This is a genomic window from Paenibacillus turicensis, from assembly GCF_017873435.1.
GTDB lineage: Bacteria > Bacillota > Bacilli > Paenibacillales > Paenibacillaceae > Fontibacillus > Fontibacillus turicensis.
The window spans coordinates 111,717-125,354 of record NZ_JAGGKG010000004.1; the positions used below are offsets into that span (position 1 = coordinate 111,717).

Consider the following 13,638-nt stretch of genomic DNA (forward strand, 5'->3'; position numbering starts at 1 on the left):
TCTCAAGTTCATTTAAGATACGGATCAATTTTTGGTTTCCGCCTGCTTTTGGACGCCAGTTAAACTGCAATGCTTTACCACCAAAGTTTGTGATGGAATCCGTGAAGCTGGAAATCCCGATGTTAATTACGCGTGGTACGCTGTTTAATAGCTCAAGTACTTTTTCGCTTGGGGTTGGTACAGCGATTTTAGCATCGGTGTAGTCCACACGACCTTTATCTGCCACTTGAAGCTCATGTCCCATCAATTTAAGTGCCAAACGAATCGCACGTGCATTACTGCTTTCCACGATCACGCCAGCATCTTTTAACGTTTGAACCGCTTGTGCGTAGTTTTGCGGGTCACTTTCTGTCCCTACGACACTACCGATGACATACAATTGACGACCACTTTGTTTTGCTTCGTCGAGTGCCGCTTTAATGCTTGGAGCTAACGCGCCAGCCATGTCTGCATGAGCACCGTAACCAAGAACCACGTCCACCAAGATGATGCCAGTCGTTTCGTCTTTTAATACTTCTTTTAATTTATTCACTCTGACTTCAGGGTCGATCATTGGGTGTGGTTTACCTTGCGTGTAAACATCGTCACCTAGATCCATCACTTGGAAGCCTTGGGTATTTAAAATGTAGCCTTCTTCGCCTTTTACGTTCGCTAAACCAAGTGCATCCGAAATCAAGGTTGCCGCTTCGCTCGCTAATGTACCGCCTGAATACAAACCTTTTACCGTTTTGCCTTCAGGAAGGGCTTGATCTACGACAAACTCAATTGGCTCATTGTAGTTGGCTTTCACTTCGTCGCCGTTTGCAAGATCCACAGCAATTTTCGCTGCTTCTTCAAGCGTGTATGCAAGCGATACGTTACCAACATGCGCTTCTGGTTTTTCGCCTAAGAACAATGCAACCACAGGCTTAGACAAGGATTGCAACAGTTGCATCACATTGTCACGCACTTTTTTAGCTGGTGGTTTAGAGATAACCAAGATCACATCCGTTGGGGCATGTTGCTCAAGGGCAACCACTGCATCAATCATCGTACGTGCTTGTACATCTTCCTTCAGGTCACGTCCACCTGTACCGATCGCATGTACCACGCCGCCGCCTAAACGGTCGATAATTGTAGTTGCTTCTTGAATCCCTGTACCAGATGCTGCCACGATTCCGATATTCCCTGGGTTTGTTACGTTCGTGAACGCAAGTGGAATGCTGGACAATACGCCTGTTCCACAGTCAGGACCCATCAATAGCAAGCCTTTTTCATGCGCTTTTTGCTTCAAACGCACTTCATCTTCAAGGCTTACGTTGTCACTAAATGAAAATACGTGTAGACCTGAATCTAACGCTTTTTCAATTTCACCCGCAGCATAAATTCCTGGGATGGAGAATAACGCCAAGTTTGCATCTGGCATCGCATCTAGTGCATCCTTCCAGTTATCTACGCTAGATACGCCACCTTCTTTTTTGTTTGAAGCTAAGTTGCTGAGGAAGTGTTTTACTTCTTCGATGACTGCATCAAGTACGTCTGCATTGTCGGATTCAACGACAATTGCCATATCGTTAGCACCTGCGCCTTGAACTTCATCCGTGAATAGGCCCGCTGCTTTTAAAATGTCTTTGTTGGCATCCGTTGCCATCATGACCTGACCTTGCTTCACGCCATCTAATTTATTAATGGAATTTGTTAACAACATTAAGTTAATTGAATCTTGATAATTATTTTTTTGAATTACAGAATGTAACATTAAAAAAGCCTCCTTTGTAACATTTAGTATAAACGCTTTCATCAGGCCAAAAAAGGAGCATTTTATATAAAAACGCTAATACCTTTTGTGCACTTTGAACAATAAACACTTTGATGTAATCCACCGTATTTTTCCCAAACACCTTTTTAAATCCATCAACTTATCGTTAATAAAGAATAAAAGAAAACAGGACTACGGATTCTATTAGCTAGATCTTCTAGTCCTGCATCTTTATAAGTTTTAATTAAGCACGTTTAGCTTTTGAAGAGGAGGTCGCTACACTTATCATAAATACAACTGTACCTACTAATAAGATGATCGCACCGATATAAAATCCCCATGTGCCTGAACCCGTTTTATCGATAATGTAACCTGTTAAAGCTGGCGCCACAACAGAAGAAGACATACCAAAGAAGTTAAATACGCCAAGTGTCGATGCAACGGATTTGGAGTCTGCTTGGTCTGTAATGTAAGAAATCAATACAGGGTCAACAGCCAATTTACCTAAGAAGCCGTAAAGCAACAATACACCTGCTAGCAAACCAGCATTTGGTACAAATACAGAAACTGCGATTAAAATAAAGGATGCAATTTCAAGACCAATAATAATTTTTGGCTTGTTGTGTTTCATTTTGTCAGACAAGTTAGCAAAGAACAATGCGCCCGGTACTGCAGCAACAGCGATCATAGAAGTGATCAAACCGATCATCGAACCTTGAATACCACGCTCTGACTCAAGGAATTTAGGCAACCAAGTTACGATTAGATAATATGCATAACATGTTGAGAAATACAGCAAATAGGAAGCCAATAGTTCTTTACGGAACAATCCTTTTTTCGGAGCATCTGTAGAAACCGTAGGATTAACGGTTTGCTCATTTTTAGCAACTTTTGCTGCTTGAACATTTGGATTATGTTTTGGCGCATTGATGATCATCACTGCAAACCAGATTACCAAAAAGATAACTAGTCCAGAAGAGATGAATACCATTGTTTGCCAAGGCAAATTCAATTGTTTAACGATAAAGGAAGAACCTGTCATCCCTAAAATCAAACCAAGTGCAGAACCGGAGTTTACAATCGCAGTTGCGATCCCCTTTTTCTCAGGTGGAACGTGTTCTGCTGTCAGTGAGAATGCTGCACCATAATAAGTACCACAACCTACACCTGCTAAAACGGAACCTAAATAAATCATTGTTAGGTTACTAGCGAATGCAATGGATAAAATCCCCATCGCAAATATAATAAAGCCCGGAATTAATACTTTTTTCTGTCCAAATTTATCCACGAGGATACCGGACGGAATCTGCAATGCTGTATAACCAAAGAAATAACAAGAAGCAATCAAACCCATAGCCGCATTTGTCTGCGGTCCGATCGTACCTTGAATTTCAGAATAGATCGGGGAAAGCATGGACCGATAGATCCAGATGATTGCCCAACCCATACAGAATGTAAAAACGATTCTTTTCCAGTAATTTGGAGGGTATATGCTTGCATTTTTACTTTGAGACATCTTTACCCAACTCTCTATTTTAATATGCCAAACGTTTTAGTGCTTCAGCTAATGCTTGTACACCTTGTTGAATATCAACCGCTTCTGTATGCTCAGCAGGGTTGTGACTAATTCCGTCAATAGAAGGAACAAAAATCATACCTGTTGGTACACGTGGTGCAAAAATTTGTGAATCGTGTCCTGCACCAGAATGCATAACTTGATAGTTCAAGTCATTATCTTTACATACACTTTCGATTGTATCAATAATTTTAGCGTCCATCGGAACTGGTTTCTCGTTCATCCAGTTATCGATTTCAATCTCGATGCCCATTTTGTCAGCAATTTCTTTCATATCGGCTTCAATTTCTTTAGTGAAACGAGCTAATACGTCAGCATCCGTATGACGGCAGTCCATGGAGAACAAAGTTTCACCTGGAACGACGTTTACTGTATTTGGCTTCGGCTCAACTCTACCGAAAGTTAATACAAGTGGATTTCCTTCCGCTTTTGCTTTATCGATACTTTGTGTAATGATACGAGCCATACATTCTACTGTATCCTTACGGTATTCCATCAAGGTAGTACCTGCATGGTTAGCTTGTCCTTTTAGCACAATTGTATACCGTTTTTGACCAACGATCGCATTCACGACGCCTACTTTTTTACCGGTATTCTCTAGGAAGTTACCTTGCTCAATATGCAGTTCAAGGAATGCCGCAATTTTATTGTGCTGTGGTTCACCTTGCATAAAGTCGAATCCAGCTTCGCGCATAGCATCAACAAATTTTACACCTTGAGCATCTGCGATACCCTCAACGTCTTTGCGATCAGCAATTCCGAAAATATTTTTCGAACCCCAGAAAACATAAGGAAAACGGGAACCTTCTTCTTCAGCCATCGAAATGATCTGCAAAGACTTTTTCGGCTTCCCTTCGGTTTCTAGTAATCCCTTCACTGCCATGTAACCTGCCATAATGCCAAGCTGTCCGTCCAAACGGCCACCTTTAACAACCGTATCCACATGAGAGCCTGTAGCAATAATCTCTTCTGGCTGTTCAGTACCTTCAATGGTTGCAAATAGGTTACCTACCGCATCAAACTCAACCTTCATTCCAAGCTCTTCAAACTTTTCTTTTAAAGCTTTTTGTGCTTCAATCCAAGATTTGCTATAAAGCAATCGAGTTGTCCCAGGACCTTCGACATCTGATATGCTCGAAATCCAGTCCATCAAGTCATCGATTGTTTGCGGTTCAATTCGGATCACAAAGACCACCTCATTTTTCAAAGTTTATATTTTTTAAGCTATTACCAGTATAAATATAACCGCTTACAATATCATTGTTCATTTAAACAAAAGGTCAAAGCTCTTTTGTTTAAAATGCACATGTAATACGCTAAAATATACGTATTTTCGACAAAAAAATATCCAGCCAAAGGGGAGTTAACTTTCCCATTCAACTGGATCAAACGGATTAACACTTAAAATGCGCAAAAAATTGTTAAAAACTGCGTTAAATCAGTCCATTACTGGATTAATTTGCAAACGCTCCAAGCCCTTCATAACGGTTGTAATGAATATCGTCTGACTCAAAATAAGAAATAATTGATTCAGGAATATCGATACCATCTTTAAGATTTTTCACATATTGCTCTTGGCTGATCTGTCCAGGATATAGGACGCGATCAAAGCCTTTAGCAGGTTTAATTTCATTCAGTTCTTTCATGGAACGTGAAATATACTGTTTGAATAGTTCTGCACCTACAAAACGTTCAGGATCAATAATTATAAAAATCTGTCCTAAGTTACGACCCTCATGCAAATTGTGATACATGGAGCTAACTTCTTTACCAAATGGCAATCCAAGCAACACACCGGATAAAATATCGACCATCATCATCAAACCATAGCCCTTTGGTCCTGCAATTGGAAGAAGACCATTTACTTTGTTCGGGTCTGTGGTCGGAGCACCGTCTTTATCCACTGCCCAAGTATCAGGGATCGATTTGCCTTTGGAACGTGCATCAAGAATTTTACCCCATGCCTGTACCGTTGTAGCCATATCTATGATCAATGGATCTGCACCATTGCTAGGAGCACCAAATGCGATCGGATTTGTTCCGTAATAGGTTTCAGCACCACCAAATGGCACAACCATCGGATCAGACTGACACATAGAAATTGCGATTAAATTTTGTTCAGCAATTTTTTTAACATAATAGGACAACATGCCAGTGTGGCCTACTCTGGATAAACCAACGACTGCAACGCCACTTTCCTTCGCCATCTTAATCGCAGGCTCCAATGCTAAATTTGCAGCATAGTGTCCTTGCGTATTATCCCCATGGAAAATTGCGGTGCTTGGACCTGTTTGTTCAAACTCAAGCTTAGGCTCCAAATTTATTCCGCCTTTGTTAATTCGTTCCGCATAATATTCAACACGAACCGCACCATGCGAATGAATACCACTTAGATCAGCGAAAACAAGGTGATTTGCTGTTTCTTGGGCTTGTTCTTCCTTTAAGCCTGCTCTCATCAGCTTATTTTTGATTAATTCATGAAGCTTTTCACTGCTCACTCTAACCATTTTTTCTTCGGTGATTTGCATTTCTATTTATCCCCTTTCTCTGCGCTTACACGCCTGGGTTACGATTTGCGTCTTTGGAATAAACGTAAGCTAATTTTTCTTTGCGGTCTGTTGAATATGCAGCTTGTGGTACATAAGACGCCATAAAGATATAATCGCCTTTTTCAACAGGATACCAATTGTTGTCGAGGTTATACATGCCTTTACCAGAAAGGATATATGCACCATGCTCCTGATAATGTGTTTCAACATAACCGTGACTTGCAGCAGGAGAGAATTCTAAAATGTGCATATTCATATCGAAGCCTAAATCATCGGTAGGTAGCAAATTCCAGAACAACACATCACTCATACCTTCGTATTCGATAGGTGTAATATCAGCACGATTGCCTACAACTTTATGTGCTTTGTGCCCTTCAATTGCATCGTATTTACGTTGGTACAAAAATGCTTCGGTCATTTCAGTTTGCCCATTTTCGAAATACATCTTTTCATTTACAGGGAAAAACGCATAACCACCATCTGTCAATTCATGCTTCTCATTGCTATCGCTTACAATTAACTTTCCTGAAATAACATATACAAAGGTTTCGATCCCTTCGCCACCAAAGCCTAATGTGTTTTTGCCGCCTTCTTGAAATTCAGCGATAAAATCAGAGAAGCTTGCTCCGATACGAGGTGAACCTAAAATACTAATTCTTGTATTCTCAAAGCCTGGTACAACATTATTCACTAAACCATCATGTGGCAAAATAGCGTAATTATCTTTTTTAACAACTGCACGTGAAGTTAACAATCCATCCAAATAGCCAACATTATTATTTTTATAACCCATGTCTAATCGTTCCCTTTCCGTTAATAAGACTACAGCTCAAAAAAACACTGTTATTAATTAATTGTAGCACTTATCTGATATGCGACTAGTTTCAAAAGCTACAATTCTTCTTATTTCATTGTTGAATGTGAACAAACGGATTAGGTATAACGCACAAAATTTTAAGTACTAAGGGACTAAATTTAAAAGGCTTTCAAACTATATTCATTTTTTTAAGTGCATAATAAATTCCGTCTTCACTTGAATTCTTAGTAATGAAATCAGCTTTTGCCTTCAAATCATCACTTCCATTGCCCATTGCGATCCCTAAACCGACGTATTCCAACATATCAACATCATTTCCTCCGTCGCCAAAAGCGATGGCCTCACTCTTACTTAAATTTAAATAGGCTAAAACATACTTAATCGCAGTTAATTTAGATACGTCCCGCTCTAACACATTGTTAACATAGCTATGGAAACGTTCAAATTTTAAATGTGGGAATCTTTTTATAAATTTCGTAGTTTCATCCCTATTTGCGTATAAACATATACAATAAATCTCATCCACTAATGATGTTATTATTTCAGGATAGCTGGTTATATTTAAAGTTTCATCTAATGCATGCATAACTCTTGGATCGTTTAGACCTAAACCATTCATTGTAAAGGAGCTAGTAAAATAAGAAACAGCATTCCCATTTTCGTTCGCAAATTCAGAAATATCTCTTACAGTTTCTTTGGATAAAACTGATTTATAAATAATCTCATCCTCACATTTAATATAAGCTCCATTTGCAGAAATAAAGTTCTTTATCCCCATCTCTTCAAGTTCTCCACACATGCTGTAAGGTCTGCCTGTTGCAACGACTACATTTATCCCCTTATTCATTAAACATTTAACAGCCTCACGTGTACTTTCTTTTATCCTCCTATCTACCTCACTTAATAAAGTTCCATCAACATCAAAAAACACAACTTTATACATACTGCCCCTCCATCTCTGCAATTTCACTACACTTGGATTTATTTAAATAATCTAAATTAACAGTTTCCCATTATTACCCTTATTAATTAGTATATAGGATGGGCAGTATAACTAACTCCAAGATTTTAACTATTGCCTGAAAAAATTTAATATGCTATCATGAAGTAAGCGTTAACATATATAACATCTCCTTTAAGGATTGTTACTCATTGGAATCATTCTCTTTGAGGCATTACCTGTACGTATTAGGTATGTCTTCAAGGAGATTTTTGCGTTTACAACTCTAATAAGGAGCTACAATTATGAAAGCGACCAAGAAAATAAATAACAATGTAGCTATCTGCGTAGATAACAACAATAAGGAATTGATTGCGTTTGGTAAAGGTATTGGATTTCCGCCAATGCCTTATGAGATTAAAGACCTTAGCGCCTTGACCATGACCTTTTACCGAATTGATAAAAGATTCTATGATTTGATTGAAGATATTCCTGAGCAAGTGCTTGAGGTGACAGCGCTAATCGTGGATGAAGCCCGTAAGACATTGCTCTCTCCCCTCAACCCTAACTTGTTAATTGGTTTGTCGGATCACATTAACTTCGCCGTTATTCGCTTAAGGAAATACAAAAAGATGCAGATGTTATTTTCTTATGATGTAGAGCAGCTATATCCAAAGGAAACGGCATTAGGGCGTTTTGCAGTCGATTTAATTAAGCGAAAGCTTGGCATGGTTCTGCCAGAGAGTGAGATTACCAATATTGCGATGCACCTTGTTAATGCAAAGGAGGAAAAAGAGCCTGAAACCGAAGGCCCTGACACTGAAATGGTCATTTCCGAGGTTGCTAAAATGATTGAGGGATATTTTCAGATTGAAGTAGATCGTAACAGCTTTAATTACAATCGATTCGCAATGCATATGAGATATTATCTGAAGCGCATCAAAGAAGAAGCACAGTTTATGAATGATAATAGTGCAATTTTTGATGCGATGAAGGAAAGTAATCCAGAGGTATACGATTGTGCGCTCATCATTAGCGATTTCATCGATAAAACTTTGCATGCTGAAACTACAAAGGATGAATTTCTCTATCTGATGATGCATATTTATCGTATCACTAAAAATAACAATATCTAAATTCTATCACCTAACTTTAGTATTTAAAATCTAACATTTAACTTTAGCATGTAACATTTAACATCTAAATATTGTGGATTGTTACCCAACTATGGGGCATTACCCAAAACTAATATGAGTGCTTACTCGTATGGTTTTGGGTTTTTTTATACACAGCTCTAGCACTCAAATTTATGACTTCAAAGGGAGGAACTACAAATGGCAAAGCAGGAGCAAATCAGAAAAACAGCAGAACAAATACTCAACGCCGTTGGTGGTAAAAACAATGTTGGGCATGTTACCCATTGCATGACAAGACTTAGATTTAATTTGAAGGATGAAAGCGTCCCTAATCAGGAAGAAATCAAGAAAATTCCTGGTGTAATTGGTGTGATGGATGCTGGTGGACAATATCAAATTATTATTGGACAAACGGTGGAACAGGTCTATAACAGTATTGTTGAAATTGGAGACTTTAAACAAGATTCTCTTCGTACTGATTTAGGTCAAGGTCAAAAGAAGAAAAAAACAATAGGATCTATTGGAAAAGGTATTCTTGATGGACTTGCAGGATGTTTAACACCACTCATCCCATTACTTATGGCTGCGTCTATGTTCAAGCTTCTTGTTGCTGTACTTGGACCATCTATGCTTAATGTGATTAGTGAAGGTAGTGATGTTGCTACGTTGCTAACATTTGTAGGCGATGCTGGTTTTTATTTCTTCCCTATTATCGTAGGTTACACCGCAGCTAGAAAGTTTGGAGCTACACCTGTTATTGCAATGTTCCTCGGAGGTATCATGCTTCATCCTACATTTGTAGACATGGCGCTAGAAGGAAAAGCATTTACTGTGTTTGGGATTCCTGCACAGGTTCAGAACTATGGTAGTAGCATTTTGCCGATTATCGCCTCAGTATGGGTTATGTCCTATATCGAGAAATTTTTCAAAAAATATTTACCTACAACAATAAAAACGATATTTGCACCTGCTTTAACCATCTTTGTCATGTTGCCTATTTCCTTAGTGGTTCTAGGTCCTGCTGGGGCTTGGGTTGGGGCTTATATTTCCAAAGGATTATTAGGCATGTCAGACCTTGGATTTGGTTTTGTCGCTGTCGCAATCATTGCTGCATTATGGCAATTTTTAGTTATTAGTGGTATGCATCTAGTGATGATTTCTACCTTGATTCTCGTCATGTCTCAAAATGGACAGGAATCACTGATTCTTCCCGCTGCAATCGCATCAAGTATGGCTGTAGCAGGAATGTGTCTTGGTGTAGCACTTCGTATGAAAAACAAAGAAGAGCGTGCATTGAGCTTCAGTTATTTAATTGCTGGTGCGATTGGTGGAGTGACAGAGCCAGGTATGTATGGTCTTGCTATCCGCTTTAAACGTCCATTCATCGGGTTAATGATCGGATCATTTGCCGGTGGACTATATGCAGGTATTACCAAAGTAACAGCCTATGCTTTAATCCCAGTTGCTAACGTCTTATGTGGATTAAGCTTTGTAGGGGGACCAACGGGGAATCTTATTAATGGTATCATCTCCATGGTCATTGCCTTTATCGTAGCAGCTATAGCAAGTTATTTCCTAGGAGTTAAAGAAGAAAATCCGACTACCCAAGAGGGTGAAAAAAAGGATAACATCATTCATGCGGGAACACCAGTATTAGCATCAGATACCAATGTTGAAGCTATGCATTCAATGAATATGAACATAACTAATAACATGAATGACACAGCACTGTATGCCCCTTTATACGGGAAGGTCATCCCGCTAAAGGAAATTGGAGATGGTGTATTTTCGGAAGGTGAGTTAGGACAAGGCTGTGGCATGGAGCCATCTAAAGGAGAGCTATATTCCCCTTTTGACGCTGAAGTTATGGTTATCGCTAAAACAAATCACGCAATTGCACTAAAAAGTGATCATGGGACGGAAGTTTTAATTCATGTTGGATTGGATACGGTAAAATTAAAAGGACAAGGCTTCCAGCCATTAGTCAGGGTTGGGGACAAGGTGAAGGCTGGACAGTTACTCATGACATTTTCAATTTCAGAGATCGAGGCGGCTGGTTACTCTCCAACTACGGCGATTATTATTACGAATACTGACATCAGTGTAAGCGATCCTGTTGTTCTGACTGGCGAAAAATCTCCTACAGATATCATTCTAAACTACTAATTAATTATTATTAAATCAGCCGATAACATCGCATATTGTAACTAATAAGGAGGTAATAACATTGCAAAAATTACTAATACGTGCGGATGATCTTGGTTATTCCGAAGGTGTGAACTATGGCATAGCTAAAAGTGTCATCGATGGACTTATCGGAAGCGTTGGAATTATGACCAATATGCCTGCCATTGAGCATGGGCTTAACTTGTTGGAGGGGACTGAGGTTTGTTTGGGACAGCATACAAATATTTGTATTGGCAAACCTTTAACTGATCCATCGTTAATCCCAAGCATTACGAATGAAAATGGCGAATTCAAATCGTCCAAGGAATATCGTGAGGCAAAAGAAGATTTTGTCGTGCTAGAAGAAGTCATATTAGAAATTGAAGCTCAATATGAGCGTTTCATCGAGTTAACAGGTCATCAGCCAAGCTATTTCGAAGGCCATGCCATCGCAAGTGATAACTTTTTTAAGGGCTTAGAGCTCGTGGCTCAAAAGTACAATTTGAAATATTCACCCTACTCATTAGGTGGAGTTATCCCAATCAATGGGAAACAAGTTGAAATTAACATGGAGGCCATGAAACCAAACTATGACCCGTTTGAAGCATTAAAGCTTTTTGTTGAGCAAAGTAACACCATTAACACCAACGACAACTACCTGATGTTCGTCTGTCACCCGGGTTATTTGGACGGTTACATTTTGAAAAACTCTTCTCTTACTATACCAAGGGCATTAGAAGTAGATATGTTATGCGATCCTACTACCTTGCAGTGGTTACAAGAAAAGGGCGTTGAATTAATTACGTATCATGATCTATAGCAGTATCAGTAACTTAATTCTAATATTATAACAAAACTTAATACGTTTTTGATTACCCTTTTATGCAAGCAAAAGGAGCCTATTCGCCATATAACATGGTAGATAGGCTCCTTTGTTAATTCTAAACTTAGTTGCTTGCAGTTACATGAATATTGTCAATATTCGGTCCTTCTGTACCTGTAGTCACTACCTTAAATGAGTTCATTCCTTCATTCATTGGAACTTGAATGGTTGTTTCCCCCCATGTTCCCCAGTGTCCTGTTGCTGTAAATGGTGCATTATTAATCACTTTAGTTCCATTTACATAAACATCTAAATATCTTGTTCCTGTTTCTAAAGCATAACGGAAGCGAACATTTTTAGTTCCTGATACTGCACAATAAATGTTATCCCATTGAATAGATGCACCTGTTACACCAGTAAAGTTCACAAAACTAATAGGGTTAGCTTCATCTGTTTGTTCTACAATAGCATTCACTAATGTAGTATCCTTCTCAGCTTCGTAAGTTGTACCCGTAGTATTTCCTGGATTTCCAGGATTTCCTGGGTTTGTATTTCCAGCGCCTAAGTCCGCTACAAATGTTGTTACACTTTGTGCAGGCAATTGTGCTGTAAATCCATTATTAGTGACATTGATATTTGCATTTGCTGCTAGGTTTCTAGAAGCATCTGTTACCCATGAAGACACGGTTGATGCTGAACCATTTTGCAATGTAATATTTTCAGAGGTTGCCCATGTATTTCTATTAATTGCAACAATAACAACTTTATTATCACCTTTGTATGCAGATACAAAAACATTATTTTCAGGCGTTTTCGTAGCATCTACACGTTTGTAGCCTGGACGTACAAATTTAGAGAAGTGCGCCATATTGTAGCCACGTTTAGTAATTGTGCCGTTTTCAGCCATTGGGCCATATCCTCTACGAATATACCACCATACATAAGCTTCAAAATCGGCTTCTACCATTGCATGGTGCATATGATAGGAAATATCTAAGGCTTCTGGCCAACGGTTGCCTGAATCCATATCACTATTAGGATAATAAACCTCTGTCATCCAAAGCCCTTTACCTTGTCCTTTTTGTTTAAACAAAGGATAAGCAAAATCTTTAAATTGAGTTCCATACGTATGTGCACCAAGAATATCCATGTTTTGCAACGCTTGTGGATCATTTAAAATTGGATCTGAAATATCTTTTCTATATTGGAATGACTCAGGCGCAATAACGCGGTTGTTAATCGTTCCCGCATTTTCCTTCATGAAACGAAGAATTTCGTTTGGTGTCCACCATGTCCATTCATGCGCATAGTCAGGTTCATTTTGCACTGAAATCGCATACAGATTAACCCCGTTGTTTTTCATATAAGTGTCAAACTCATTTAAATATTGAGCATATGCAGCATACTTATCATATTTAAGACGTTTTGCAGTTTGTCCATTCTTATTAAAGTTCTCTACCATATCACTAGGTGGGTTCCAAGGAGAGGCAAATACAATCGCACCTTTCGCAATTGCCGCTTTTGCTGTAGCTACTTCTAATTGCCAATTACTTTTATTTTCATGAATCGGAATTCTCAGAATAGAAAATCCAAGTTGATTAGCCCCATTGCCAAATGCTGTTTCACGTTGGGCTGCAGTAAGATCTCCAATCCATACGGAGTGGTTCATCCCTCCAAATCCTTGAATTCTTTGCTTCTCCGACGCTAAATTAACAGTAACGTTCCCTGCCGCTTCTGCCTTAGGAGACATTGGAATGGTGATTAGAGGTAATAACGTAGCCACTGCTAACATTGTAATGAATGACTTTTTTATGCGAGAAAACATTAAAAATTCAACTCCCTTTTCTATTAATTTATAAAACTCGTAATGATAATATAATATTTTCCATTAAA

The 13,638-nt window shown here is 38.9% G+C and carries 9 protein-coding genes and 2 pseudogenes; 3 read left to right on the forward strand and 8 right to left on the reverse strand.

Translation table 11 applies throughout. The annotated features are described in order from the left end of the window. Positions 1-16 precede the first annotated feature (16 nt). The 6 genes and pseudogenes from fdrA to J2Z32_RS06150 form a co-directional block, all read right to left on the reverse strand. Positions 17-1,780: pseudogene (fdrA, locus tag J2Z32_RS22325) on the reverse strand (acyl-CoA synthetase FdrA); the annotation flags it as partial. A gap of 202 nt (positions 1,781-1,982) precedes the next feature. Beyond that, the gene (locus J2Z32_RS06130) at positions 1,983-3,185 is read right to left on the reverse strand and encodes an MFS transporter (RefSeq protein ID WP_245251243.1); all 1,203 of its coding nucleotides are present in this window, start codon (positions 3,183-3,185) and stop codon (positions 1,983-1,985) included. Positions 3,186-3,273: 88 nt separating this feature from the next. Then, positions 3,274-4,500 (reverse strand): allantoate deiminase, encoded by a 1,227-nt coding sequence (allC, locus tag J2Z32_RS06135; RefSeq protein ID WP_210088297.1) that lies wholly within the window; start codon positions 4,498-4,500, stop codon positions 3,274-3,276. A 268-nt stretch (positions 4,501-4,768) separates the two neighbouring features. After that, a complete protein-coding gene (allD, locus tag J2Z32_RS06140; RefSeq protein WP_245251245.1) occupies positions 4,769-5,842 on the reverse strand; it encodes an ureidoglycolate dehydrogenase in 1,074 nt (357 codons plus the stop codon). Positions 5,843-5,867: 25 nt separating this feature from the next. Next, positions 5,868-6,656, reverse strand: a complete 789-nt coding sequence (allE, locus tag J2Z32_RS06145) for a (S)-ureidoglycine aminohydrolase (RefSeq protein ID WP_210088298.1) — start codon at positions 6,654-6,656, stop codon at positions 5,868-5,870. A 193-nt stretch (positions 6,657-6,849) separates the two neighbouring features. After that, on the reverse strand, positions 6,850-7,623 hold the full coding sequence (locus J2Z32_RS06150) for a Cof-type HAD-IIB family hydrolase (protein WP_210088299.1): 774 nt from the start codon (positions 7,621-7,623) through the stop codon (positions 6,850-6,852). Between the two features lie 302 nt (positions 7,624-7,925). Here J2Z32_RS06150 and J2Z32_RS06155 point away from each other — a divergent pair, with 302 nt between their 5' ends. The 3 genes from J2Z32_RS06155 (at position 7,926) to J2Z32_RS06165 (ending at position 11,742) form a co-directional block, all read left to right on the forward strand. Then, a complete protein-coding gene (locus tag J2Z32_RS06155) occupies positions 7,926-8,756 on the forward strand; it encodes a PRD domain-containing protein (RefSeq protein WP_210088300.1) in 831 nt (276 codons plus the stop codon). Between the two features lie 198 nt (positions 8,757-8,954). Then, positions 8,955-10,922: a glucose PTS transporter subunit IIA gene (locus J2Z32_RS06160; protein WP_210088301.1), complete on the forward strand. Its 1,968-nt coding sequence runs from the start codon at positions 8,955-8,957 to the stop codon at positions 10,920-10,922. A gap of 61 nt (positions 10,923-10,983) precedes the next feature. Next, positions 10,984-11,742, forward strand: a complete 759-nt coding sequence (locus J2Z32_RS06165; protein WP_210088302.1) for a ChbG/HpnK family deacetylase — start codon at positions 10,984-10,986, stop codon at positions 11,740-11,742. Between the two features lie 127 nt (positions 11,743-11,869). Here J2Z32_RS06165 and J2Z32_RS22695 read toward each other — a convergent pair whose 3' ends face one another. Further along, entirely contained in the window at positions 11,870-12,220 is a 351-nt protein-coding gene (locus J2Z32_RS22695) for a carbohydrate-binding protein (RefSeq protein ID WP_425342982.1), read from the reverse strand. 90 nt (positions 12,221-12,310) lie between these two features. Continuing rightward, positions 12,311-13,537 (reverse strand): annotated as a pseudogene (xynC, locus tag J2Z32_RS06170) (glucuronoarabinoxylan endo-1,4-beta-xylanase XynC); the annotation flags it as partial. Positions 13,538-13,638 lie beyond the last annotated feature (101 nt).